The 23,413-nt window shown below is 72.3% G+C and carries 22 protein-coding genes and 1 rRNA gene (1 of these 23 only partly in view); 12 read left to right on the top strand and 11 right to left on the bottom strand.

Translation table 11 applies throughout. The annotated features are described in order from the left end of the window. Positions 1 to 910 (bottom strand): 16S ribosomal RNA (locus tag LOK46_RS23715); it reaches 572 nt to the left of the window's first position. A 900-nt stretch (positions 911 to 1,810) separates the two neighbouring features. On the opposite strand from LOK46_RS23715, the gene LOK46_RS23710 reads away from it, so the two are divergent. The 6 genes from LOK46_RS23710 to metB all read left to right on the top strand — a co-directional run bounded on the left by LOK46_RS23710 (position 1,811) and on the right by metB (position 8,574). Next, the gene (locus tag LOK46_RS23710) at positions 1,811 to 2,758 is read left to right on the top strand and encodes an acetamidase/formamidase family protein (RefSeq protein ID WP_273560830.1); all 948 of its coding nucleotides are present in this window, start codon (positions 1,811 to 1,813) and stop codon (positions 2,756 to 2,758) included. A 163-nt stretch (positions 2,759 to 2,921) separates the two neighbouring features. Further along, positions 2,922 to 4,646 (top strand): putative bifunctional diguanylate cyclase/phosphodiesterase, encoded by a 1,725-nt coding sequence (locus LOK46_RS23705; RefSeq protein ID WP_273560829.1) that lies wholly within the window; start codon positions 2,922 to 2,924, stop codon positions 4,644 to 4,646. Between the two features lie 27 nt (positions 4,647 to 4,673). Beyond that, positions 4,674 to 5,588 (top strand): BLUF domain-containing protein, encoded by a 915-nt coding sequence (locus LOK46_RS23700; protein WP_273560828.1) that lies wholly within the window; start codon positions 4,674 to 4,676, stop codon positions 5,586 to 5,588. 56 nt (positions 5,589 to 5,644) lie between these two features. Continuing rightward, positions 5,645 to 6,763, top strand: coding sequence for a catalase family peroxidase (locus LOK46_RS23695; protein WP_273560827.1), 1,119 nt, complete (start codon positions 5,645 to 5,647; stop codon positions 6,761 to 6,763). Next, positions 6,760 to 7,359, top strand: a complete 600-nt coding sequence (locus LOK46_RS23690) for a cytochrome b (protein ID WP_273560826.1) — start codon at positions 6,760 to 6,762, stop codon at positions 7,357 to 7,359. The genes LOK46_RS23695 and LOK46_RS23690 overlap by 4 nt, the downstream gene beginning before the upstream one ends. 54 nt (positions 7,360 to 7,413) lie before the next feature. Further along, positions 7,414 to 8,574: a cystathionine gamma-synthase gene (gene metB, locus LOK46_RS23685; RefSeq protein WP_273560825.1), complete on the top strand. Its 1,161-nt coding sequence runs from the start codon at positions 7,414 to 7,416 to the stop codon at positions 8,572 to 8,574. A gap of 9 nt (positions 8,575 to 8,583) precedes the next feature. On the opposite strand, the gene LOK46_RS23680 is transcribed toward metB, so the two are convergent. Both LOK46_RS23680 and LOK46_RS23675 read right to left on the bottom strand, forming a co-directional pair. Beyond that, positions 8,584 to 9,339 carry a hypothetical protein gene (locus tag LOK46_RS23680; protein WP_273560824.1) on the bottom strand — a complete coding sequence of 252 codons (756 nt, stop codon included), beginning with the start codon at positions 9,337 to 9,339 and terminating at the stop codon, positions 8,584 to 8,586. Positions 9,340 to 9,492: 153 nt separating this feature from the next. Then, entirely contained in the window at positions 9,493 to 11,622 is a 2,130-nt protein-coding gene (locus tag LOK46_RS23675) for a TonB-dependent receptor (protein WP_273560823.1), read from the bottom strand. Positions 11,623 to 12,195: 573 nt separating this feature from the next. Here LOK46_RS23675 and LOK46_RS23670 point away from each other — a divergent pair. From LOK46_RS23670 to LOK46_RS23660, 3 genes are all read left to right on the top strand, one after another. Continuing rightward, entirely contained in the window at positions 12,196 to 13,176 is a 981-nt protein-coding gene (locus LOK46_RS23670; RefSeq protein ID WP_273560822.1) for a hydroxyacid dehydrogenase, read from the top strand. A gap of 297 nt (positions 13,177 to 13,473) precedes the next feature. Further along, entirely contained in the window at positions 13,474 to 15,819 is a 2,346-nt protein-coding gene (locus LOK46_RS23665; protein WP_273560821.1) for an Orn/Lys/Arg decarboxylase N-terminal domain-containing protein, read from the top strand. Beyond that, the gene (locus LOK46_RS23660; protein ID WP_273560820.1) at positions 15,819 to 16,397 is read left to right on the top strand and encodes a GNAT family N-acetyltransferase; all 579 of its coding nucleotides are present in this window, start codon (positions 15,819 to 15,821) and stop codon (positions 16,395 to 16,397) included. Before LOK46_RS23665 ends, LOK46_RS23660 begins: the two co-directional genes overlap by 1 nt. Before the next feature lie 167 nt (positions 16,398 to 16,564). On the opposite strand, the gene LOK46_RS23655 is transcribed toward LOK46_RS23660, so the two are convergent. Genes LOK46_RS23655 through LOK46_RS23645 form a run of 3 tightly spaced genes read right to left on the bottom strand, consistent with a single transcriptional unit; the run spans position 16,565 to position 18,388 of the window. Next, positions 16,565 to 17,137 (bottom strand): YceI family protein, encoded by a 573-nt coding sequence (locus tag LOK46_RS23655; RefSeq protein ID WP_273560819.1) that lies wholly within the window; start codon positions 17,135 to 17,137, stop codon positions 16,565 to 16,567. Then, positions 17,134 to 17,751 (bottom strand): cytochrome b, encoded by a 618-nt coding sequence (locus LOK46_RS23650; RefSeq protein ID WP_273560818.1) that lies wholly within the window; start codon positions 17,749 to 17,751, stop codon positions 17,134 to 17,136. The genes LOK46_RS23655 and LOK46_RS23650 overlap by 4 nt, the downstream gene beginning before the upstream one ends. 16 nt (positions 17,752 to 17,767) lie before the next feature. Continuing rightward, positions 17,768 to 18,388, bottom strand: coding sequence for a YceI family protein (locus tag LOK46_RS23645; RefSeq protein ID WP_273560817.1), 621 nt, complete (start codon positions 18,386 to 18,388; stop codon positions 17,768 to 17,770). Positions 18,389 to 18,489: 101 nt separating this feature from the next. On the opposite strand from LOK46_RS23645, the gene LOK46_RS23640 reads away from it, so the two are divergent. Next, positions 18,490 to 19,446, top strand: coding sequence for a LysR family transcriptional regulator (locus LOK46_RS23640; protein WP_273560816.1), 957 nt, complete (start codon positions 18,490 to 18,492; stop codon positions 19,444 to 19,446). Between the two features lie 177 nt (positions 19,447 to 19,623). After that, a complete protein-coding gene (locus LOK46_RS23635) occupies positions 19,624 to 19,986 on the top strand; it encodes a hypothetical protein (RefSeq protein ID WP_273560815.1) in 363 nt (120 codons plus the stop codon). A gap of 22 nt (positions 19,987 to 20,008) precedes the next feature. On the opposite strand, the gene LOK46_RS23630 is transcribed toward LOK46_RS23635, so the two are convergent. From LOK46_RS23630 to LOK46_RS23620, 3 genes are all read right to left on the bottom strand, one after another. Next, positions 20,009 to 20,398, bottom strand: coding sequence for a hypothetical protein (locus tag LOK46_RS23630; protein ID WP_273560814.1), 390 nt, complete (start codon positions 20,396 to 20,398; stop codon positions 20,009 to 20,011). Between the two features lie 479 nt (positions 20,399 to 20,877). Beyond that, positions 20,878 to 21,084, bottom strand: coding sequence for a hypothetical protein (locus LOK46_RS23625; RefSeq protein ID WP_273560813.1), 207 nt, complete (start codon positions 21,082 to 21,084; stop codon positions 20,878 to 20,880). A 222-nt stretch (positions 21,085 to 21,306) separates the two neighbouring features. Continuing rightward, complete coding sequence (locus LOK46_RS23620; RefSeq protein WP_273560812.1) at positions 21,307 to 22,092, bottom strand: spermidine synthase; 786 nt, start codon at positions 22,090 to 22,092, stop codon at positions 21,307 to 21,309. 152 nt (positions 22,093 to 22,244) lie between these two features. Between LOK46_RS23620 and LOK46_RS23615 the strand changes: the two genes are divergently transcribed. Then, positions 22,245 to 22,496 carry a hypothetical protein gene (locus LOK46_RS23615; protein WP_273560811.1) on the top strand — a complete coding sequence of 84 codons (252 nt, stop codon included), beginning with the start codon at positions 22,245 to 22,247 and terminating at the stop codon, positions 22,494 to 22,496. Positions 22,497 to 22,531: 35 nt separating this feature from the next. Here the strand turns inward: LOK46_RS23615 and LOK46_RS23610 are convergent, their stop codons facing one another. Together LOK46_RS23610 and LOK46_RS23605 are read right to left on the bottom strand one after the other, a co-directional pair. Then, entirely contained in the window at positions 22,532 to 22,987 is a 456-nt protein-coding gene (locus tag LOK46_RS23610; RefSeq protein WP_091979035.1) for an SRPBCC domain-containing protein, read from the bottom strand. A 114-nt stretch (positions 22,988 to 23,101) separates the two neighbouring features. Continuing rightward, positions 23,102 to 23,395 (bottom strand): hypothetical protein, encoded by a 294-nt coding sequence (locus LOK46_RS23605; RefSeq protein ID WP_273560810.1) that lies wholly within the window; start codon positions 23,393 to 23,395, stop codon positions 23,102 to 23,104. Between the last annotated feature and the right edge of the window lie 18 nt (positions 23,396 to 23,413).

Here is a 23,413-nt window from a genome sequence, read left to right as displayed (position 1 = left end):
TTGCTTCGAATTAAACCACATGCTCCACCGCTTGTGCGGGCCCCGTCAATTCCTTTGAGTTTTAATCTTGCGACCGTACTCCCCAGGCGGAATGCTCAAAGCGTTAGCTGCGCTACTGCGGTGCAAGCACCCCAACAGCTGGCATTCATCGTTTACGGCGTGGACTACCAGGGTATCTAATCCTGTTTGCTCCCCACGCTTTCGCGCCTCAGCGTCAGTAATGGTCCAGTTGGCCGCCTTCGCCACCGGTGTTCTTGCGAATATCTACGAATTTCACCTCTACACTCGCAGTTCCACCAACCTCTACCATACTCAAGCGTCCCAGTATCGAAGGCCATTCTGTGGTTGAGCCACAGGCTTTCACCCCCGACTTAAAACGCCGCCTACGCGCCCTTTACGCCCAGTGATTCCGAGCAACGCTAGCCCCCTTCGTATTACCGCGGCTGCTGGCACGAAGTTAGCCGGGGCTTATTCCTCCGGTACCGTCATTATCGTCCCGGATAAAAGAGCTTTACAACCCTAAGGCCTTCATCACTCACGCGGCATGGCTGGATCAGGCTTGCGCCCATTGTCCAATATTCCCCACTGCTGCCTCCCGTAGGAGTCTGGGCCGTGTCTCAGTCCCAGTGTGGCTGATCATCCTCTCAGACCAGCTACTGATCGTCGCCTTGGTAGGCCATTACCCCACCAACTAGCTAATCAGACGCGGGCCGATCTTCCGGCAGTAAACCTTTCCCCAAAAGGGCGTATCCGGTATTAGCCCTAGTTTCCCAGGGTTATTCCGAACCAGAAGGCACGTTCCCACGCGTTACTCACCCGTCCGCCGCTGACCCCGAAGGGCCCGCTCGACTTGCATGTGTTAAGCCTGCCGCCAGCGTTCGCTCTGAGCCAGGATCAAACTCTCACGTTGAAGAGATTGATCTGGCCGATCACGTGTATTCTCAGACGGAGCCTCACATCGACCAAGTGCCAGACGCTTCACAGCGCCAGAACACCCGTCGGTGAGCTCAGAAAGAAGAACAACAGATCGGCACAAGTCTACTCACGCTAGGCCTCTCGACCTAGCCGCAAGGACAAACGCCGCCCGCGTCTCCCTTCCTCATTCCAACTTGTCAAAGATCAGTAATCACTCTCGTAATTACCGGCTGAGGAGAAGTCAAGTACCTCGGCTTTCGCCAGATCTACTTTTCTAAACCTCGGTAAGTCCGTCCGACCCGCTCCGTTTTTCTTCCGGACCGCGTCGGGAGGCGCCGTATAAGCTGCCCCAGACTTCCGTGTCAACCGCCCATTTTCCCGGCGAAAGAACCGAACCGGCCGAGCCGTTATCCGGTGCCTCCGTCGACAAAGCGCGGCGCGGAACGGCCCGGGGGCCCGTCGTTGCGGCGCTGGACGATGGACGCTCCCTCGATCGCCGGCTCCGGGTCGAGCCTGCGCTCGCGCCCGACAGTGTCGCGACCCCGGAGGGTCGATGCTGGCCGGTGATGCTGAAGGAAGTACCGGCCGACGGCGTGCCGTCGTGGCCGGTGAAGCGGATTTAGGGGCGCGCGCCGCGATGCGCAAGGGGCGGCACGCAGGACGGCCAAGCCCGGGACGCACGGCTCCCGGGTCGCCCTCACCGTGCGCCCGCCGCCCGACATCCGCTCACGGAAGGCGCGGCGGGGCGCCGATCTGGGCACGCAGAGCCGCGACTGCACCGCCTTTGGTCTTCCGCATCCAGGGGCGAGCGCGGATCATCCGCCATCGACACCGGTCCCGCGCGGGCGCCCACCCGGCGCGCCCGGACGCGCGTCCCCGCCGCAGAGGAATCGCCATGCCGCGCCACCACGAGATCCCCGCCGTCCCCGAGACCATGGTGCTCGGCACCTTCGACGCCGCGCGGCCGCCCGTGCTGAGGGTCGCGTCCGGCGACACCGTCACCCTGCACGCGCATCCCGCCGGCGGCCGGGCGACGCTCCACCCCGACCCGGCGCGGGTCCCGGCGGACCTGCTGCACGCCCTCGACACCCTGCCGCGCGGTCTGGGACCGCACTTCATGACCGGGCCGGTCCACGTCGAGGGTGCCGAGCCCGGCGACATGCTGCAGGTCGACATCCTCGACCTCAGGTTCCGGCTCGACTGGGGCTTCGTGTCGATCCTGCCGCTGCTCGGCACCCTGCCGGACGAGTTCACCGATTACGAGACCGTCCACGCCGACATCGACGCGGCGCGCGGCATCTGCCGCCTGCCCTGGGGGACGGAGCTGCCCCTCGCCCCGTTCTTCGGCATCCTCGGGACCGCCCCGCCGGCCGCCTGGGGGCCGGTGGGCTCCGCGGTCCCGCGCGCCTTCGGCGGCAACATGGACAACAAGGAGCTGACGGTCGGCACGACCCTGTACCTGCCGGTCTTCAACGCCGGCGGCGGCTTCTACGCGGGCGACGGCCACGGCGTGCAGGGCGACGGCGAGGTCTGCGTCACCGCCCTGGAGACGGGGCTCACCGGGACCGTCCGGCTGACGGTGCGCGAGGATCTCCGGGAGGCGCGGCCCTTCGCCGAGACCCCGACCGACCTGATGTCGATCGGCCTCCACGAGAGCCTCGACGAGGCGATGCGGCAGGCGGTGCGCGGGATGATCCGCCTCGTCTGCGACCGGACGCCCCTCACCCGCAACCAGGCCTACATGCTGTGCTCCCTCGCCGGGAACCTGCGGATCACCCAGACGGTGGACGGCAACAAGGGCGTCCACATGCTGCTCCCGAAGGCCGCGCTCGCCACCGCCTGAGCGCGGCGGACTCACCGGCCGGGGACAACACAGGACTTTTACGGATTTAACTTAGGTCAATACCGTATTTCCCGGCCACTTAAACACCGAATTAGCATCTTTCCGGCTATCCAGGCGCTGTTTTCCTGCCGCGCGCCGCCCGGCACTCACGCGAGGCCCTGGCATGCGCCCGGATCCCCAGCCCGCCCGCCCGCCGCTCCGGGACGCGGGGTTCCCGATCCCGCCCGGGCGGGACGCGGCGCGCGAGCCCCTGGTCCCCTATCTCGACGCGGTCCGGCAGGGCCTCCTGATGATCGACCGCGCCGGGACGGTCGTGGCGGCGAGCGCGCCGGCGCGGCGGCTCCTGGAGAGCCTGACGGTCGCGCCGCTGATCGGCGCCGCCGCGCTGCCGCTGCTGCGGGCCCTGCGCGACGGGAGCGCCCCCGCGCGGCGCGCGACCCTGCGCGCCCTGCGCGGCGCGCTGGCCCGGCGGCAGCCCGCCCTGTTCGAGGTGCGGCGCCGGGACCACACGGTCCAGGTCGAGCTCCACCCCCTCGCGGAGGGCGGCTGGGTCGTCACCCTGGAGGATGTCAGCACCCGGAAGGCCACCGAGGCCCGGGCCGACGCGATGGCGCGGCTCGACCCGCTCACCGGCCTGCCGAATCGCCTGCTCCTGCGCGAGCGCCTCGCCGAAGCGCTGGAGCGCCTCGCGCGCTCGGGCGAGTGCTGCGCCCTGCTGCTCATCGACCTCGACCGGTTCAAGCCGGTCAACGACACCCTCGGCCACCCGATCGGGGACGCGCTCCTCGCGACGGTCGCCGACCGCCTGCGCTCGACGGTGCAGGCCACCGACACGGTGGCGCGGATCGGGGGCGACGAGTTCGTCATCCTGCAGGCCGGGATCCGCGACGCGGCCGGCACGCAGGCGCTCGCCCGCCGCGTCGTCGACCTGATCGGCCGGACCTACATGGTGGAGGGCCATCTCCTGACGATCGGCGCCAGCGTCGGCGTGGCGCTCGCCCCCGCGGACGGGACCGACGCCGACCGGCTCCTGAAGAACGCCGACCTCGCCCTGTACCGGGCCAAGCTCGACGGCCGCGGCACCTACCGGTTCTTCGAGCCGGAGATGGACGCGCGCATGCAGGCGCGCCGGAAGCTCGAGCTCGACATGCGCCAGGCGCTGGCCCGCCGGGAATTCCAGCTGCACTACCAGCCGCAGATGCAGCTCGCGAGCGGCACGCTGATCGGCTGCGAGGCCCTGATCCGGTGGCGCCATCCCGACCGCGGGCTGGTCTCGCCCCTCGACTTCATCCCGCTGGCCGAGGAGATCGGCCTCATCGTCCCGATCGGCGAGTGGGTCGTCCGTCAGGCCTGCCGCGACGCCGTGACCTGGCCGGACCCCATGTCGGTGGCGGTCAACGTCTCGCCCGCGCAGTTCAAGAGCGACCGGCTCGTGGAGACGATCATCTCGGCCCTGGCGGGTTCGGGGCTGCCGGCGCGGCGGCTCGAGGTCGAGATCACCGAGGGCGTGCTGCTGCAGGAGAACGACCGGACGCTCCAGACCCTGCACCGGCTGCGGGAACTCGGCGTGCGCGTCTCCATGGACGATTTCGGCACCGGCTACTCGTCGCTCAGCTACCTGCGCTCGTTCCCGTTCGACAAGATCAAGATCGACCGGTCCTTCGTGAAGGACCTGACCAGCAAGCCCGACGGCGAGGCGATCATCCGGGCCATCGCGGGGCTGGGGAAGAGCCTCGGCATGACCACCGTCGCGGAGGGCGTCGAGACGTCCGAGCAGATGCAGCGCATCCGGCTCGAGGGCTGCACCGACGTGCAGGGCTACCTGATCAGCAAGCCCGTTCCCGCGGAGGACCTGCGCCAGGTCTTCGCCGCCTTCCCGCAGGCCTGACACCCCTCCCCTTCCGGACGCAAAGCCATGAGCGACCTCTACCGCCTCGTCTACGCCAGCAAGAACCTGCTCCAGGGCCCTGAGCCGGAGGCGGCGGCCGCGGTCCGGCAGATCCTGGACGCGTCCCGGCGGAACAACGCCGCGCTCGACGTGACCGGCGCCCTGATGTTCAACGCGGGCGCCTTCGCGCAGGTGCTCGAGGGCCCGCGGCGGGGCGTCGAGGCGACCTTCGAGCGGATCCAGCGCGACCTGCGGCACGACGACGTCACGGTCCTGCAGTGCGGCCCGGCCGAGAGCCGCGGCTTCGCGAACTGGTCGATGGCGTTCGTGGGCGCGTCGCGCAGCGGTCAGGCCCGTTTCAGCGGCCTCGCGACCGAGAGCGGGTTCGACCTCGCGCGGCTCGACGGCGACCGGGTCTTCGCCATGCTGCACGGCCTCGTTCTCGAGGAGGAGGGCCTCCCGGCCGTCGAGACCGCCGCCGCACCCGTCCCGGCGGAGAGCGGGCCCGAGCCGCGCGCGGTGTCCGGGCTCGACGTCGCGCAGGTGCGCGCCGAGATCGCGCGGCTGCGCCCGGAACCCGCGCCGCCGGTCGCCGCGCCGCCGCCTGTCGCGCCGGACCGGGCGCCGCCGGCCGAGCCGGCCCCGCGCCGGCCGATCGGGACGCGCGGCGCGACCGAGGCCGCCCTCAGCGTGCTCAAGGCGGCGCTGGCGAGCGAGCGGCAGCGCACGACCGACCTGCGGGCGGAGATCGACGCCCTGCGCGTCGCGCTGGCCGCGTCCGAGGACGGTCTCGAGGCGCTGCGCGACGAGCGGGACCTGTGGGCCGGGCGGGCCGGCCTGCTCGCCCGCACCCTGGCGCAGGAGGCCGACGGTGTGCGGGCCGCCGCACCGGTCGAAACGGGCGATCGGCCTCCGGCGCTGCGCGAGACGCGCGCCGCCTGAAACCGCCGCGGCGGGCGAGCGAATAGGCGTCATCGTGGCCGATCCCGAGGGATTCGATGACGCTGCTGCACGACCTCACGGGCGCGCCCCCCGGCATGACCGGGGGCGCGCTGCTCCTGCGCCTGTCCGCCATCGGCGCGGTGCTGGCCGGGACCGCCGGCACCTTCGCGTATGCCGGCGGCTGGCTCTCGCCAGGCCTGCTCACGCCGGCCCGGATCGTCGACCGGTTCGAGCAGGTGAACGGGCCGCATCCCGGCTTCCGGCGCAATCACGCCAAGGGGATGTGCGTCGCGGGCCGCTTCACGGGCAGCGGCGCGGGGGCGCGCCTGTCGAAGGCGGGCGTGTTCGCGGCGGGACGCGTGACACCGGTCGAGGGGCGGATGGCGCTGGCCGGCGGCCAGCCCTACGCGGCCGACGCCGCCGCCACCGTGCGCAGCCTCGCCCTGCGCTTCCGGCTGCCGGACGGCGAGGAGTGGCGCACCGGCATGAACAACATCCCGGTCTTTCCGGTGCGCACGCCCGAGGCCTTCTACGCGCAGCTCCTCGCGGCCAAGCCCGATCCGGCCACCGGCAAGCCGGACCCGGCGCGCCTGAAGGCCTTCTTCGCGGACCACACGGAGAGCGCGAAGGCCGCCGCGCTGATCAAGGCCCGGACCGTGACCGCGGGCTTCGCCGACAGCACCTACTGGAGCCTGAACGCCTTCCGGTTCGTCGCCGCGGACGGCGGCACCCGGCCGGTGCGCTGGGCCCTCGTCCCCGATCCGGCGCCGGCGACCGACGCCGCGCCGGGCGACGCGAACGCCCTGTTCGACGCGAACGCCCTGTTCGACGCGCTCGCCGCGCAGCTCGCGCAGGGCCCGCGGCACTGGCACCTGAACGTCACGCTCGGCCAGGCCGGCGACCCGACCGCCGACGCGACGCGGCCCTGGCCCGCCGACCGCGAGACGGTCGACGTCGGCACCCTGACCCTCACGGCGGCGACGCCGGAGGCCGCCGCCACCTGCCGGGACATCAACTTCGATCCGCTGGTGCTGCCGGACGGCATCGCGCCGAGCGACGACCCGCTGCTGAGCGCCCGGTCGGCGGCCTACGCGCAATCCGTCACCCGCCGGTCCGGCGAGGCCAAGACGCCGAGCGCCGTGACCGGCGCCGCGATCCACGGAGCCGCCCTGTGACGGAGACCGCCCGCTTCGACCGGCCCGCGCGCCTGCTCCACTGGACCATGGCGGGGCTGATCCTGGCGATGCTGCTGATCGGCGTCGCCATGGTGACCTCGCTCGCCGACTACGGCGCCCTCGTGGCCCTGCACCGGCCGCTCGGGATCCTGATCCTGCTGCTCGCCGGGCTCCGACTCGCGAATCGCCGGCGGCACGCGCCGCCGCCGCTGCCGGCGGATCTTCCGGGCTGGCAGAAGCGTGCCGCCCACGGCTCGCACATCCTGCTCTACGGCCTCATGCTGGCCATGCCGCTGATCGGCTGGGCGATGCTGTCGGCGGCACGCTATCCCGTCGTCCTCGCCGGCCCGTTGGTCCTGCCGCCGATCCTGCCGCAGGACCCGATGCTGTACGCCGCCCTGCGCCGGGTCCACACCGCGCTGGCCTACGGGCTGTTCGCCGTGATCCTCGCGCATCTGGCGGCGGCGCTGCTGCACGCGCTGGTCCGTCGGGACGGGGTCTTCGCCAGCATGGCGCCCTGGCGGTCGGCCGCGCCCGACGCCGCACCGCCGGGACCGCCGCATCGTTCTCTTGAAAGTCTGATCCGTTCTCCATAAAGAACGCCCGGCCGGATCGGACCCGGCGGCGATCTCTGCGTGGAGGACGAGGCGATGTCAGAGGGATTAGCGGCCCGTACCGTAGCGGCGGCCAACGGCGTGGCCCAGGACGCGGCCTTCGGCGCGGTGATCGCGCCGATCCACCTGTCGACGACCTTCAAGTTTCCGGCCTTCGAGCAGCCCGGCCCCTACGATTACTCGCGCCTGGGCAACCCCACCCGGGACGCGCTGGCCGACACGATCGCCAAGCTCGAGGACGGCGCCCGCGCCGTCCTGGTGGCGAGCGGCATGGCGGCCCTCGACCTCGCCCTGTCGAGCCTGCGGCCCGGCGATCTCTTGGTCGCACCGCACGATTGCTACGGCGGCACGCACCGCCTGCTCAGCTTCCGCGCGGACCGGGGCCACTACCGCGTCGCCTTCGTCGACCAGACCGACCCGGACGCTCTGGCGGCGGCCCTGGCCCAGGGGCCGAAGGTCGTTCTGATCGAGACGCCCAGCAACCCGCTGATGCGCGTGGTCGATGTCCGGCGCATCACCGCGGACGCGAAGGCGGCCGGCGCGCTGGCCGTGGTGGACAACACCTTCCTGTCGCCCGCCCTGCAGCAGCCGATCGCCCTCGGGGCCGATCTGGTCGTCCACTCCACCACCAAGTTCCTGAACGGCCATTCCGACGTGATCGGCGGGGCCGTGATCGCCGCCGACAAGGCGATGGGCGAGGACCTCGCCGCCTGGGCGAACACGATCGGCGTCACCGGCTCGCCCCTCGACGCCTACCTGACGCTCCGGGGCCTGCGCACCCTGTTCGTGCGGGTGGAGCAGCAGCAGCGCAACGCCGCCGCCCTGGCGACCTTCCTCGACGCCCATCCGGCGGTATCCCGGGTCCACTATCCGGGCCTGCCCACGCATCCGGGGCACGCCCTGGCCAAGGCGCAGCAGGCGGGCTTCGGGGCGATGCTGAGCTTCGAGCTGGCCGGCGGCCGCGCGGCGGTGAAGACCTTCGTGGAGGCCCTGCGGGTGTTCACGCTGGCGGAGTCGCTCGGCGGCGTCGAGAGCCTGATCGCCCATCCCCCGACCATGACGCACGCGGCGATGGACCCGGAGGCGCGCGCCATCGCGGGCATCACCGACGGGCTGCTACGCCTGTCGGTCGGCCTGGAGGCGGAAGCCGACCTGCTGGCCGACCTGTCGCGGGCCTTCCAGGCCCTGGACGGCTGAGCCGGCCGGTCACTCCTCCTCGACCACGCTGAACCCGGACTCGTCCTCGACCACGCGGAAACGGCCGAGCTGCACGGTCCGGGAGCGCTCGGCCGCCTCGTCGCGGCACTTGTCGACATGGGCGGCGCGGTTGACCACCCGCAGGTTCGGCGCGCCCCAGTAGCCGAGGAGCTCCGGCCAGGGCGCGTCGCGGTGCTCCCGCCAGACCCGGTAGAGCGGCAGCAGGTGGTCGACCTCGGCGGTCTTCAGCAGGCGCTTGCCGGTGGTGGTGCAGCGGTGGCGCTGGCGAAGCTTGAGCGCCCGGACCTGGGCGTGCGGCGCGATCCAGAACTTCCAGGCCGCGACACAGGCCGCGTGCCAGCCGGCATTGGTGTTGGGCGCACCGCGCGCCCAGAGATCCCGGTGCCAGCCGAACCGGTAGACCGGCTGGCCGCAGATGCAGCAGGCGCCCCGCCCGCGGGCGAAGGCCGGATGGCGGAAGGGGGCCGGCGGCAGGCGGAAGCTCCCGGCCCGGCCCGCGCCGCCGAGCTGCCAGGTCCAGCCCTCCGGTGTCCCGGAGCGGGCCGCCAGCGCCCGGGCGAGGCGGTCGGCCCGGAGGATGTGGTTGCGCCAGTAGCTCTCGACGGCGAGCCGCGGCGTCGGCGGGATCAGCGGCCGCGCGAGGGCGTGCTGCAGGACCGGCGCCGGGAAGACCGCCGGGAGGGCCTTCTCCAGCCGCGCCCGGGCCTGCACGTTGCGGAGGGTGCGCCAGCTCGATGTCGTCATGCCGGACCGGTGGTAACCCGGCCGGCGCCGCGCCGCGACGGCGCCAGTGCAACAGCCTGCCGGTCCCGCGCGGTCGCCGCTCAGGGTTAAGAAAATGTTTCCCGTGAAACATCGCGCGGCCCGGCAGGCCCGGCGCGGCCGTGCCGGCCCGGCTCAGAGATCCACCGCCATCGACAGCAGGTAGGTGCGCGGCGCGCCCTGGAAGAAGGTGCCGAACGAGGCGACCCCCGTCCAGTAGCGCGCGTCGGTCACGTTGAGGACGCTGGCCCGGAAGGTCGTCGGCCGCTCGGCGACGCGGGTCGTGTAGCGCAGGCCGAGGTCGAGGCGGGCCCAGTCCGGCAGGGCCTGGGTGTTCGCGAGGTCGACGAACTGACGCCCGGTATAGATGACCGCGCCGTTGAGCGTCAGGCCGGGCAACCTGGGCAGGTCCCACTCGGCGCCCAGGCTCGCCTGGACCTCCGGCACGCCGATCGGCCGGTGCCCGCGATTGGCGGCGAGCGCCGTCCGGACGAGGCGTCCGTCCAGCAGGGTCACGCCGCCGACCACCCGCACCTGCGGGGTGAGCTCGCCGAACAGGCTCAGCTCGAGCCCGCCGACGCGCTGCTCGGCGGTCGCCGCGAAGCGCCCCTGCGGGCCGAGTTCGCCCGCGGGCTTCGTGATCCGGAAGGCGCCGAGCGTGGCCCCGAACCGGCCGAGATCGAGCTTCACGCCCGCCTCGACCTGCCGGGCCACGTAGGGCGCCAGGATCGTTCCGGAATTGGTCGCCACCGCCGGGGCCACGTCGCCGCGGCTCAGGCCCTCGATGTAGTTGCCGTAGAGCGAGACCGTGTCCCAGGGCCGCACCACGAGGCCGACCATCGGGGTCGTGGCGCTCTTGTCGTAGGACGAGGTGAGCGTGCCGACATTCGACAGGTAGTTGTGCGCCTCCACGCGCTGGCGGCGCACGCCCAGGGTCAGCAGGATCCGCTCGTCGAGGGCCGACAGCGTGTCGGCCACCGCGATCCCCGACAGGGTGCTGTCGGACAGGCGGGGCCGGCCGACGCCGTAGATCGGCGCGATGTACGGGACGAGGGCCGGCGCGTAGAGGTTCGACAGGTAGGCGCCCCGGCCCGGCGAGAACCGCCGTCCCGTCGCCTCGTCGTACACGGAGCCCTGCACCGTCAGGGCGTGGCGGATGAATCCGGTCTCGAAGCGGGCCCGGACGCCGCCGTCGTAGGTGAGCCGGTCGACGCCCAGCGCGTAGAATTGCGGCGTGCTGGTCGTGTCGCCGCGTCCGTTGAGGATCGTCGGCGCCGACTGGAAGTAGCGCTCCACCCCGGTCTGCCCGCCGCCGACATCCGCGAACAGCGTGACCTGATCGGTCAGGTCGTACTCGGTGCGCAGCAGGCCGCCGCGATCGTCGACGTCCGAGTACTCCCAGGGCTGGGTCAGGTTCAGGCGACCGTCGGGCGCCCGCGGCACGGGCACGCCGGCCCGCAGGAGGAACGGGCGCAGCGGCGCGTCGAAGCGGTCGGTCTGCGCCAGCAGGTAGAGCCACGCGCGGAACCGGTCGCCCTGGTAGTCGAGGGCCAGGGCCCCGACGCCGGTCGTCTCGGTCTGGCGGTCGAAGGGCGTGGCGCCGCCGTGCAGGCTGCCGACGACCCGGGCACCCCATTCCCGGCCCGGCCCCCAGCGGCGGGCGACGTCGACCTGGCTGCCGCCCCAGGCGGACGAGCCGTAATCCAGGGTGACGCGGGTCAGGTCCGCGCCGGCGCGCTTCGGCACGATGTTGACCACGCCGCCGACCGCGCCGTTCGGCGACACCCCGGTGAGGGCGGCGGACGGCCCCTTCAGGACCTCGATGCGCTCCACGTAGTCGGTGAAGATGCGGAAGCTCGGGGCGATGCCGTAGAGCCCGTCGAAGGCGACCTCGCCGCTGGTGTTCTCGTTGGTCGGGAAGCCCCGGATGGAGAAGGAGTCGAACGGCGCCCCCGTGGTCTGGGTGGCGCGCACCGACGGGTCGAGGACCAGGGTCTCGGACACCGTCCGCGCCTGCCGGTCCCGGATGAGCGTGTCGGTGTAGCTGGCGATGCTGAAGGGCGCCTTCTGGGTCTCGGTATCGCCCAGAAGGCCGAGGCGCCCGCCCCGCGCCACCTGACCGCCGGCATAGGCCGGAACCGGGCCGCGCGGCGCGGCCGCGCTCGCGACCGAGAGCTCGTCGAGCTGGACGTCCCGGCCGGCGCCGGTCTCCTCCGCGCGGGCGGCGTGCAGCCCAGACCCGACGAAGCCCAGCAGGACGGCCATCGGGAGAACCGGCCGGGCCGCGCGCCGCCGGCGCCGGCGCCGGCGCCGAGCGGAAACAGGTACTGAGAAGTCGTGGGACCGCATTGTCGTGACGAAGGCTCCGAATCACGGAGCAAGGCAGCAAATATCTCTACATGTGTCAAAAATACATTTGGATTAATTACAATTCTATCCTGCTCGCGCCGCATCGACCTGAGATCTTCGATATTTATCGAAGAATGTGTCAGTATTTATTTCAAGACATCTCGTTTATCAATGCTGCGACCATTTTCGCGCGATCGCCGCGGCGATTTCACGGAAGGCCGGGCCGTATCCCGGCCGAGGCGCGCGGCCGGGATTGCCGGACCGGGCGGGCTGTCGAGGCCCGATCCGGTCCCGATTTCCGGTGGATCGCGCGCCCGATCGGACCACCGGGGCGCGCGGCCGCCCGATCTCGGCGCGGCCCGCGGGAGCGCTGCCCGGCGGCCGCGCCGCGGAGATTGGGGCCCCGGTTGCCAGGGTCGCCCGCCCCGCCTAGACGGGCCCGGCGCGAAACGTGCCCGTCACCCCTCCTCTAGTGCAGAGGTTTTCCCCGTGATCACCGGTCCGTGCCTCATCGTCCAGCCGATCCACGCGGCGGGCCTCGACCGGTTGCGCGCGGCCGGGCTGGAGCCGCGCCCGGCGAGCGGGACCGATCCCGAGACGCTGGCCCGCGAGGTCGCCGACTGCGTCGCCGTCATCACCCGCAACACCGGCTTCCCGGCCCGCGCCATCGCGGCGGCGCCGGCCCTGCGGGTGATCGGCGTGCACGGCACCGGCACCGACCACGTCGCCACCGCCGAGGCGACCGGGGCCGGGATCGCGGTGGTCAACACGCCCGGCGCCAACGCCGTCTCGGTGGCCGAGCAGACGCTGGCGCTGATCTTCGCCCTGGCCAAGGCCCTGCCGGAGGCCGACCGCTCGGTCCGGGCCGGCGACGACAGCTTCAAGTTCACCGCCCGGCTGATCGAGCTCGCCGGCCTGACGCTGGGCCTCGTCGGCTTCGGGGCGATCGGGCAGGCGACCGCCCGGCTCGCCGCCGCCCTGGGGCTGCGGGTGCTGGCCTACGGCCCGAGCCGCCCGGACGTCGACTTCGCCAATGCCGGCGCGCTGCGGGCGCCGTCGGTCGACGCGCTCCTGGCGGAGGCCGACATCGTCTCCCTGCACGTGCCGCTGACCCCGGGCACCCGCGGCCTGATCGGCCGGGACCAGCTCGCCCGGATGAGGCGGGAGGCCTTCCTGATCAACACCAGCCGCGGCGGCCTGATCGACGAGGCGGCCCTGGTGGAGGCGCTGGAGGCCGGCACGATCGCGGGCGCCGGGCTCGACGTCTTCGCCCAGGAGCCGCTGCCGGTCGACCACCCCCTCGCCCGCCAGCCCCGTGCGATCCTGACGCCCCATGTCGGCGGCTCCACCGGGGCGGCCCTGATCCGCACCGCCGAGACCGCCGCGACCCGCGTGGTCGACGTCCTCGCCGGCCGGCGGCCGGGCGGTCTGGTCAACCCGGCCGTCTGGGAGCGGCGCCGCGCGCCGTGATGGTCCCTCTCTCCCGTGCGGGAGAGGGTTGGGGTGAGGGACGAGGGGCTCCGGGATCAGGCACCCGATCGACGCGATTCGAGGGGGAGCCTCGTCCGGTGAGGTCTCACCCCTCGCCCTGTCCCTCTCCCGCACGGGAGAGGGGACCCGCGGCCGATCCTGACGGCGCGGCGGTCGTGGCCGGCCCGGTTCACGGTGTTTCGTCCGGACCGCGACCGCCCGCCGCGCGCTCTGTCATGCAATCGTCGCAGACGGGCCGGAAAGCCACCCGCTGCATCCGAGGCCAGAGAGGGCTCCATGGACTTCCACCGTCGCTTCACGGTCCTGATGTGCGCCCCGGCCTTCGACCCGGACGATCTCGAGGGCGCGCGCGTCAACCAGATCGTGGCGGCCGTGGAGCAGCGCGGCTTCGAGGTGGTGCGCGCCCGGCGCGTCGAGGACGCGGCCATCGCGGTCCAGACCGACGCGGCGGTCGGCTGCCTCGTGGTCGACTGGGGCAAGCGCGGCCTCGACGGCAAGGCCGCCGCCCTCATCGACATGATGCGCCGGCGCGGCCTGGAGATGCCGATCGTCATCATGGTCCGCCGCAAGCGGCTGGAGGACATCCCGGTCGAGCTCCTCGACTTCATCGACGGCTACATCTTCCTCGCCGAGGAGACGCCGGAATTCATCGCCCGCGGCCTCGTCAGCCGGGTCACGCAGTACGCCGAGACCCTCAAGACCCCGTTCTTCGGCGCGCTCGTCGACTACGCCGAGAAGGGCAACCAGCTCTGGACCTGCCCGGGCCACAACGGCGGCATCTTCTACAACCGGTCGCCGATCGGCCGGATCTTCGTGGAGCACCTGGGCGAGGCGATCTTCCGCGACGATCTCGACAACTCGGTCCTCGACCTCGGCGACCTGCTGACCCACGAGGGCCCGGCGCTGAAGGCCCAGAAGGAGGCCGCCAAGATCTTCGGGGCGGAGAAGACCTACTTCGTCCTGAACGGCACCTCGGCCTCCAACAAGATCGTCCTGTCCTCCCTGGTGGCGGAGGACGACCTCGTCCTGTTCGACCGCAACAACCACAAGGCGGCCCACCACGGCGCCCTGTTCCTGGGCGGCGGCATCCCGATCTTCCTGGAGACGGACCGCAACGCCTACGGGCTGATCGGGCCGATCTTCCACGAGGCCCTGGACGAGACCCGGATCCGGGAGAAGATCCGCCGCAACCCGCTGGTGACCGATCCGGAGGCGTGGCGCCGGGAGCGGCCGTTCCGCGTCGCGGTGATCGAGCAGTGCACCTACGACGGCACGATCTACGACGCTCAGGAGATCCTGGAGAAGATCGGCCACCTCTGCGACTACATCCTGTTCGACGAGGCCTGGGCGGGCTTCATGAAGTTCCACCCGCTCTACGCCCGCCGCTTCGCCATGGGGCTGACCGGCCTCGACGAGACCTCGCCGGGCATCGTCGCCACGCAGTCGACCCACAAGCAGCTCGCGAGCTTCTCCCAGGCCTCGCAGATCCACACCCGGGACGGGCACATCCGCGGCCAGTCCCGGCGGGTCGAGCACAAGCGGCTCAACGAGAGCTTCCTCGTCCACGCCTCGACCTCGCCGTTCTACCCGCTCTTCGCCTCCCTCGACGTCGGCGCCCAGATGATGAAGGGGCGCTCCGGGATGATCCTGTGGGACGACACGATCCGGCTCGGGATCGAGTGGCGCAAGAAGGTCCGGGCGATCCGGCGGGAGTTCGAGGAGAACGAGCGCGATCCCGCGCGGCGCTGGTTCTTCGACCCGTTCGTGCCGGACGTGACGGTGAACGCCGACGGCGCCGAGGTGCCGTGGGAGAGCGTGCCGACCGACGAGCTCGCCGCCACGCCGCGGCACTGGGAGCTGAAGCCGGGCGCGCGCTGGCACGGCTTCACCCACGTGGCGCCGGGCTACGCCATCACCGACCCGAACAAGCTCACCGTGCTGACCCCCGGCTTCGACCGGCACACGGGGGCCTACGCCCAGCACGGCGTGCCGGCGCCGATCGTGGCCCAGTACCTGCGTGAGAACCGGATCGTCGCCGAGAAGAACGACCTGAACTCGCTGCTCTTCCTGCTGACCCCGGGGGTCGAGTCCTCCAAGGCCGGCACGCTGATCTCGGGCCTCGTCGCCTTCAAGCGGCTCCACGACGACAACGTCCCGCTGGAGGAGGCCATGCCGGAATTCGTCAACCGCCGGCCGAACCGCTACCGGGGCGTGCGCCTGCGCGACCTCTGCGGCGAGTTCCACGCCTTCCACCGGGAGGCCGGCACCTCGACGCTGCAGCGGCGGCAATTCGCCCCCGAGCACCTGCCCGAGATGGTGATCCCGCCCAAGAAGGCCGCCCAGCTGCTGACCCGCAACAAGGTCGACTACGTGCCGATCGCCGAGGCCGAGGGGCGGATCGCCACCACGCTGATGCTGGTCTACCCGCCGGGCATCGGCACGGTGCTGCCGGGCGAGCGCCTGGACGACCGGGCCAAGCCCATGCTCGACTATTTCAAGATGTTCGAGGCCTCGGCCAACCTGTTCCCGGGCTTCGAGGCCGAGATCCAGGGCGTCTACCGCGAGGTCGAGCCGGACGGGCGGATCCGCTTCCACACCTACGTGGCGCGGGAGGGGGCCTGATGGAGATCGAGGTCGAGACGACCGAGCCCCTCGCGGCCCGTCCCTGCCCCGACATCGTCATCCGCGCCTCCTCGGACGCCGATGTCGAGGCGATGGTGGCGATCTACGAGCACCATATCGGCAAGGGCGTCAGCGACGTCGGCGTCGCCGAGGAGGACCGGCTGCTCCCCGACGACCTGAAGCGGCGGCGCAAGACCATGCGCAAGAAGCGCCTGCCCCACCTCGTGGCCGACCGGGACGGCACGGTGGCGGGCTACGCCTACGCGGTGCCGTTCCGGAAGCGCCCGGCCTACCGCTACACGCTCAAGCACTCGATCTACGTGCATCCCGACCACCTCCATGCCGGGATCGGCCGGCGGCTGCTGCCGGCCCTGATCGAGGCCTGCGCGGCGGGCGGCTACCGCCAGATGATCGGCTACATCGACGCCGAGAACGCGGCCTCCCTGCGGCTCCACGAGGCCTGCGGGTTCGAGCGGGTCGGCTACCTGCGGGCGGTGGGCTTCAAGTACGGCCACTGGTCGGACAGCGTCATGGTCCAGCGGGCGCTGGGAACCGGGTCGGAGGACCGGCCGGGGTAGCGGCCCGCGACCGGGCGGACTCCGACGCCCGGCCGCCGTCATTGCGAGCGCAGCGAAGCAATCCAGTAGCGCCACACTTACGGAGGGCGCGCTGCCCTGGGTCGCTTCGCTGCGCTCGCGATGACCGAGCGGGTGACGCCTGCCGAAGAACTCGACCGGCACCGGTCTCAGTGGCCGGCCGCCGGCTGCGCCGCCGCGACGATGTCGATCTCGACCCCGACATCGAGCGCCACCCACTGGCCCGAGGCCCACGCCCCCTGCCCGACGCCGAACTCGGTGCGGACGAGGCCGACGCGCCCCACGGCGTGCGCCGCCCCGCCGTCGAGGGTCAGGTGGAACGGCAGCGTCACGGGCCGGCTCGTGCCGCGGATCGTCAGCGTCCCGACCGCCGCGTAGTCGCCCTGCCCCTTGTCGACGAAGCGGGTCGCCTCGAAGCGCGCCTCGCTCGCCGCCTTGACGTCGAACCAGTCCTTCTGCGGCAGGGCCTGGTCGCGCTGGACGTCCCCGGTCCGCGTGCTGGCGAGGTCGACCAGCACGAGCGCGTGCCCCGCCTCGGGCTTCGCCGGGTCGAAATCGACCGTGGCCTTGAACCGCTCGAACCGCCCGGTGAAGGGCGCGCCGACCTGCACGCCCGAGAACCGGATCGCGCTCCTGGCCGGGTCCACCGCCCACTCGGCGGCGGCGGCCGGCAGGGTGACGGCCTGGAGAGCCGCCAGCAGGCAGAGGTGACGCGCGTTCATCGGGTCGGCTCCACGGTGGGGGCGGCGGTCGGGGCGGGCGACAGCCGGCGCCCCGGCAGCATGCGGCGCAGCACGTCGTCGCGCAGGAGGAGGTGGTGGCGCAGGGCCGCCGCCACGTGGACGGCGAGCAAAGCCGCCAGGAACCACGCCCCCAGGGCGTGGACCCGCTTCAGGACGCCCTCGGCGGCGGCTTGGTCCGGGACGAGATCCGCCAGCGGCAGGTGCGGCCAGGGCACAAGGCCGTACAGCACCGTCGGGATGTTGAACGGCGACAGCGACACCACGGCCCAGCCGGTCAGGGGCAGCCCGACGAGGAGCAGGTACAGCAGGGCGTGCGCCACCCCGGCGGCCCGGCGCTCCCGCGCCGGCATCCCGGCCGGGTGCGGCGGCGGCCGGTGGGTCAGCCGCCAGAGGACGCGCAGGGCCGTCAGCGCCAGCACCGTGACGCCGACGGACTTGTGCCACTGGTAGAGCTGGAACTGGCGCAGCGGCGCCAGGGTCGCGTGCGTCATGGTCAGCCCGAGGCCGATCAGGACGAGCACGCCGAGCGCGCTCGCCCAGTGCAGCAGGATCGCCACGGCGGAGTACCGCCGCGCGGAGACCCCGTTCGCCATGGCGGATCCTCCCAGGTCAGTCCTGCTTCTCGAAGGCGCCCGCGATGGTGAGGTGCAGCTCGTCGCCGATCAGCGGCACGTAGGTCTTCACCCCGAACTCGGAGCGCTTGAGCGTGCCGGTGGCCTCGAAGCCGACCGTGACCTTCTTGCTCAGCGGGTTCACGCCGGCGCCGACCAGGGTGACGTCGAGCGTCACCGGCTTGGTCACGCCGTGCAGCGTCAGGTTGCCGGTCACCTTCGCGCGGTCCTTGCCCTCGGGGGCGACCTTGGTGGACACGAAGGTCATGTCGGGGAACTTGGCGGCGTCGAGCCACTGGTCGCCCTTGAGCTCGTCGGTGAGCTTGGCGCTAGTGGTCGTCACCGAGGCGACCGGGATCTTCACCGAGAGCTTGGCGGAGGCCGGGTTCTTCGGCTGCAGCTCCAGCGTGCCGGACACGTCCGAGAAGCCGCCCGCGTAGTTCGAGAAGCCCATGTGGGAGACGCGCCAGCCGACCTGGGTGTGGCCGGGATCGACCGCGTAGGTGCCGGCCTGGATCTGCGCCGGATCGCGGGTCGGCGGGGTCTGGGCCAGCGCGGGGGTGGCGACCGGGGCGGCGACCAGCAGGGCCAGAGGGCCGGAGGCGAGAATCGACTTCAAGGGTGTCTCCTGCAGGGCAGACGGCCGAGCGCGATTCGCTGCGCCGCAGCAGCCGTGTAGACCCGTTCACGGCACCGGTTGAGCCTGCTATCCGGAACCCCATGGTTGCGAGAACGGAAACCTTCGGGGGCGGGCTCGACGACGTGCGGGCCTTCTGCGCCGTCGTCGATCTCGGCACGGTGACGGCCGCCGCCGCGACCCTGCGGGAGACCAAGGGCAGCGTCAGCCGCCGGATCTCCCGCCTGGAGCAGGCGCTGGGCGTCCGGCTGATGGCCCGGACCTCCCGGGCGGTCTCGCCGACTGCCGAGGGCCTCGCCTTCTACGCCAAGGCCCAGGAGAGCCTGACGCTCCTCGACGAGGCGGCCGAGACCGCCCGCGACGCCCGCACGGTGCCGGCCGGCCACCTGCGGATCACGACCTCGATCGATTTCGGGATCGAGGTGATGCCCGAGATCGTCGCGAGCTTCCGGGCCGCATACCCGCAGATCACCGTCGAGATGCTCAACACCGACGCGCGGCTCGACCTCGCGGCCAACCGGATCGACCTCGCCCTGCGGCTGGGCGGCGCGGAGGAGACCGGCTACCGCGCGATGGTCCTCGCGACCCTGGCGCTCGCCCTTTACGCCGCCCCCGCCTACCTGGAGCGCCGCCCGGCCCCGGCGGAGCTCGCCGATCTGCGCGACCACGACCTGATCCTCGCCCGGGAACGGATCGGCACGGCCGGGCTGACCCTCTCCGACGGCCAGGGCCGCACGGAGCCGCTGTCCCTGAGCCCGGCGATCCGGGTCAGCGACTTCGCGACCGCGCTCCGTCTCACCCTCGCGGGCGCGGGGATCGGCCACCTCCCGAGCCTCGTGGCCGCCCGGGCCGTGGAGGCCGGGCAAATCGTGCGCGTGCTCGGCCCCTGGGCGACCCGCAGCAGCACCTTGCGCGCCGTCACCCTGGCCGGGCGCGAGCTGCCGGCCCGCGTCCAGGTCTTCCGCGAGCATGTCCGGACCGTCCTGGCCTCGCGGGGATGTCCCCGCGATGTCGCGGAACACGGCAGCGAATACAGATAAAATTGCTTATTTATCTGTATACGTGCTCTACGCGAGTCTAAATCGGTAAATTTTTACCGGACATCGTAGCGACCGGTTGAGGGGCCGCGCGCATGCTGCGTCGCAGCGGCAAGCTCGGCCGCACGGCCAGCGCCCCAAAGGGTCAGGCCCGCAGCGCGTCACGTCTGGATATCGGTCATGTCCCTCCGCGGCAGGTGCCTGCGCCCCCTCGTGTTCGCCGGGATCCTGGCGCTGGCCGGGACGGGCATCAGCCTCGAGACGGCTCGGGCCTCGCTGCCGGCCGTGACCCGGATCGTGCTGCAGAAGGCGGGCCGGTACATGCCGACCGACCTGTACCTCCGCCGCGGGGACACCATCGCCCTGCGCAACGGCGACGCGCGCCTGACGCACCACGCCTTCATCGAGGCGGATCGCTTCTCGTTCGATGCCGGCGCTCAGGAGCCCGGCGCGGAGACGCGGCTCACGCTGGCGGAGCCGGGCGATTTCGTCATCCAGTGCGGCATTCACCCTAAGATGAAGCTCACTCTCCACGTCGAGTAGGGATCCGGGGCCCGGAGCCGGCTCAGCCGTCCCGGCCGAAGCCGAGGCCGCGGATGATGTCGCCGATCGGATCGATCTTCTGCGACGGGGCGGCTGCCGGCGCGGATTGCGGCGCGGGGGCCGCCGACCGGTCGGATTCGGCGGTGCGGACGACGGCGGCGTGGCGGAGCCGGGCCGCCCGGTGGACGCCGCGCTCCGTCCCCTTCGCGCGGTGCGCCGCTGTCTTGCGCGGCGGCTCGGCCGGGCGCGCCATCTCGGCCGGGAGCGGCGCCGACGGCATGGCGGCCGCCGGGACCGCCGCCGCGACCCGCGGTGCCGGCACGGCCGCCAGCGCACCGGTGGTCTCCGGCGCGGCCAGCTTGGCGGGCGGATCGACCCAGGCGCTCTGCGTGACCGGTGCGGCGTCCGTCACGGCCGGACGTGCGGGACGCGTCTGCACCTCGTAATTGCCCGGATGCAGAATATGCGCGGCTACCACCAGCCCGAATACGGCAACGGCAGTGGTACCGAGGGTGGAGCGGTAGTGTTCCATGGCGGAAAAACGTACCGCCAAGCTCCGAGTTCCGCGCGGTCGTGACGTCGCCGAACCGTCCGCGCGGCAGGTCGGCCGGCGCAAACAAAAAAGGCCACTCCCGAAGGAGCGGCCCGAAGTCTAGGGAGGAAACGCCCAAGAAGGGCAGCGGGATCGCGACGCCATCGCCATCCCGCAATGCAAAGATAGGATACCGCATTGCGGCATGCAATGGACCGGGCGCCGCGGAGGCATGCATATGTACCGGGTCCCGAACGTACAGCCATGCGAATTACGCATAGCGCCGCGCGGGGCTCACTTGGGGGTCGAGGGCGCGGCGCGCGGCACCCTTCGGGAGAACCTGAAACCGGTCCGCGAGTCTAGGCGCCACCGGACCGGCCGTCCTGGCCGATCAGGCGGTCGATCTCGGCTTCCGCGACGGCGCGCGCCGCGTGCTCGGAGCTGTGCGGGCGGTACGATCCCCGGACCAGCTTGCCGCGGTCGCGGATCGCCCAGGTGAAGCGGCCCGGATCATGCCGGCTCGGCCTGACCTCGACCGTGTAGAGATGCCCGCCCGTCGCACCCATGCCGGGAATGTGCGGAAGCGTCCCGCGCCGGGACAGGGGGTGCGACCGTGCGCGGCAGCCCCGGTCGGCGGAGCCGTTCCGCACCGGGGCGGGGGCGAGATCGCCGAGCCCGTGCCGTCCGCGACGCGGGGCCCCTCTCCCGCACGGGAGAGGGGGCGTGGCGCGGCCGCCGAGACCGAGACGCCTGTCGTCCAGACCGTCGCGGCGCGCTCGGGAGCCGCCCTAGCGCGCCGGCCGCCGCCGGCCCTGGGCCGGACCGCGCGGTCCGGAGCCGCCCGCTGCCCGGTCGTCGCCCCGGCCCTGGTCCCTCTGGCCCGGGCCTTCGGCCCGCCCCTCGGTCCGGGTCCCGAGCCAGACCACGTGCTTCGGGCCGCTGCCCCGGCCGCTCGCGTGGACGCGCTGCTCGTCGACCGCGAAGCCGGAGCGCTGCAGGCGGCTCTTGAACTTCCGGTCAGGCGCGCCCGACCAGACGCCCAGGATGCCCCCCGGCCGCAGGGCCCAGCGGGCGCGCTTGAGGCCCCAATTGTCGTAGAGCCGGTCGTTCGCCTTGCGCATCAGCCCCTCCGGGCCGTTGTCGACGTCGAGCAGGATCGCGTCGTAGCGCTCCGGACCGGCCTGGATCAGGCGGTTGACGTCGGCCTCCTGCAGGTCGACCCGCGGATCGTCCAGGCAGCCGGCGAAGACGTGGGCGAGCGGCCCCCGGGCCCAGGCGACCACGGCGGGCACCAGCTCGGCCACCACCACCTGCGCCTCCGGCCCGAGGCCCGCGAGCGCCGCCCGCAGGGTGAAGCCCATGCCGAGGCCGCCGATCAGGATCCGGGCGCGGGGCCGGTCCTGGAGCCGCGCGCAGGTCATCGCCGCGAGCGCCACCTCCGAGCCGCTGCGCCGGTTGTTCATCAGCTCGATCGTGTCGGCCATGATGGCGAACTCGTCGCCGCGCCGCATCAGGCGCAGGTCGGTGCCGCCGCCGGGCACGGATCCGGTATCGAGATGAACCCAGGGTATCACGCGCGCGTCCTCGTTTGCCGGCGCCCTGTCGTGCGGGCGGCGGAGGGATCGCGGCGGGAGCGGAGCGGCGCGGACCCGGCAGTGCGCGCCGCGCAACCCCCCGCCCGGCACCGCGCCTTGCCGCGACCGATTCCGGCGGCGTATCAGCACCTATGGCCAAGCGCATCAAGTCGAGACCGCAGGAGCGGGGCTCCGTTCTGTTCGATATCGTCTTCACGGACGGGTCCCGGGCCTCGAACCGGCGCGTGCCGGCCGAGATCCTCGGCGGCCTCGACGGCGACGAGCCCGCCCGGCAGCTCATCGCCGAGCAGGAGGAGGAGATCGCCCGCAAGGCCGGGCGGTCGGGACGCGCGATCGAGAGCCTGACCCGGTCGCCGATCGTCAAGCCGAAGCCGGTCGCCTGATCGGGGCAGCCTGAGGCGGCCGGGAACGGGAGCGGTCAGGCGCTCTCGGCCAGCCGGCGCGCGACCTCCTCGCGCAGGGCCTCGTTCATCGCGGTGAACCGGGCCTGCATGCGCGTCCGCAGCCACGGGAACAGGCCGGGGGCGAGCAGGCCCGCGACGGTCTCGGCCTGGACGAGGCGGACGCCGTCGGCGGTCTCGGTGATCCGGACCTCGTGCTCGCCGACGAGCAGGGGCGGCGTCGGGATGCCGCCGCGCCACGTGAGCCGCCGGCCGGGCTCCCAGCAGGTCACCGTCACCTGGCGCGCCCGGTAGGCGCGGCCGTTCAGGGTCCGCTCCAGGCGCCAGCGCGCGCCCTCGCGCAGGCGGCCCTCCGCCTTGCGGATGTACGGGTTCCACGCCGGGTAGGAATCCAGGTCCGTCAGCACCGACCAGACCAGTCCGGCCCGCGCGGGGATCGCGATCTCCGTGCTGCTGATCCGAGCGCCCGTCATCCGTCCCTCCCGGCGATCCGGCGACCGTTCGCGCCGGCCGCTCCCGCCCTCCCAGAACGCGCACCGCCCACCCTGCGGTTCAGACCGCGATTCAGCCGGCGCTCCGGGCGCGGCTCAGACCGCGCCCTCGACCACCTCCAGCGCCCGCAGGATGGCGAAGCCGATCCGCTCGGCCTCGGCCTCCGCGTCGGCGGGGAGCAGCGCCACGGTCTCGACCCCCGGCTCGTCCTCGGGCCCGACCACGATCCGGATGACGTCGCCCTCGACCGCCGACGGGTCGTGGATCAGGCCGACCCGGTGGCCGGCCCCCGTGCCGAAGACGCGCAGGGGCGCCTGGACCGGATCGGGCTCCGGCGCCGGGGTGCGGGGGACGCCGAAGGCGGGGCGGATGACGTTGTCGTCGGACATGCGAGAACCCAGTCTCCG

It is taken from the genome of Methylobacterium sp. NMS14P (genome assembly GCF_028583545.1).
Classification (GTDB): domain Bacteria; phylum Pseudomonadota; class Alphaproteobacteria; order Rhizobiales; family Beijerinckiaceae; genus Methylobacterium.
The sequence above is the reverse complement of the archived record's forward strand: the minus strand, read 5'-3'. Positions and strand labels throughout refer to the sequence as shown.

What these genes read in the sequence shown, in the direction of transcription:
- LOK46_RS23605 (WP_273560810.1), bottom strand. Translation starts at nt 23,395, where the DNA reads ATGTCCGACGACAACGTCATCCGCCCCGCCTTCGGCGTCCCCCGCACC.
- LOK46_RS23635 (WP_273560815.1), top strand. Translation starts at nt 19,624, where the DNA reads ATGTCCCTCCGCGGCAGGTGCCTGCGCCCCCTCGTGTTCGCCGGGATC.
- LOK46_RS23680 (WP_273560824.1), bottom strand. Translation starts at nt 9,339, where the DNA reads ATGACGACATCGAGCTGGCGCACCCTCCGCAACGTGCAGGCCCGGGCG.
- LOK46_RS23655 (WP_273560819.1), bottom strand. Translation starts at nt 17,137, where the DNA reads ATGAACGCGCGTCACCTCTGCCTGCTGGCGGCTCTCCAGGCCGTCACC.
- LOK46_RS23705 (WP_273560829.1), top strand. Translation starts at nt 2,922, where the DNA reads ATGCGCCCGGATCCCCAGCCCGCCCGCCCGCCGCTCCGGGACGCGGGG.
- LOK46_RS23610 (WP_091979035.1), bottom strand. Translation starts at nt 22,987, where the DNA reads ATGACGGGCGCTCGGATCAGCAGCACGGAGATCGCGATCCCCGCGCGG.
- LOK46_RS23660 (WP_273560820.1), top strand. Translation starts at nt 15,819, where the DNA reads ATGGAGATCGAGGTCGAGACGACCGAGCCCCTCGCGGCCCGTCCCTGC.
- metB (WP_273560825.1), top strand. Translation starts at nt 7,414, where the DNA reads ATGTCAGAGGGATTAGCGGCCCGTACCGTAGCGGCGGCCAACGGCGTG.
- LOK46_RS23640 (WP_273560816.1), top strand. Translation starts at nt 18,490, where the DNA reads ATGGTTGCGAGAACGGAAACCTTCGGGGGCGGGCTCGACGACGTGCGG.
- LOK46_RS23710 (WP_273560830.1), top strand. Translation starts at nt 1,811, where the DNA reads ATGCCGCGCCACCACGAGATCCCCGCCGTCCCCGAGACCATGGTGCTC.
- LOK46_RS23675 (WP_273560823.1), bottom strand. Translation starts at nt 11,622, where the DNA reads ATGGCCGTCCTGCTGGGCTTCGTCGGGTCTGGGCTGCACGCCGCCCGC.
- LOK46_RS23665 (WP_273560821.1), top strand. Translation starts at nt 13,474, where the DNA reads ATGGACTTCCACCGTCGCTTCACGGTCCTGATGTGCGCCCCGGCCTTC.
- LOK46_RS23625 (WP_273560813.1), bottom strand. Translation starts at nt 21,084, where the DNA reads ATGGGTGCGACGGGCGGGCATCTCTACACGGTCGAGGTCAGGCCGAGC.
- LOK46_RS23700 (WP_273560828.1), top strand. Translation starts at nt 4,674, where the DNA reads ATGAGCGACCTCTACCGCCTCGTCTACGCCAGCAAGAACCTGCTCCAG.
- LOK46_RS23615 (WP_273560811.1), top strand. Translation starts at nt 22,245, where the DNA reads ATGGCCAAGCGCATCAAGTCGAGACCGCAGGAGCGGGGCTCCGTTCTG.
- LOK46_RS23650 (WP_273560818.1), bottom strand. Translation starts at nt 17,751, where the DNA reads ATGGCGAACGGGGTCTCCGCGCGGCGGTACTCCGCCGTGGCGATCCTG.
- LOK46_RS23695 (WP_273560827.1), top strand. Translation starts at nt 5,645, where the DNA reads ATGACGCTGCTGCACGACCTCACGGGCGCGCCCCCCGGCATGACCGGG.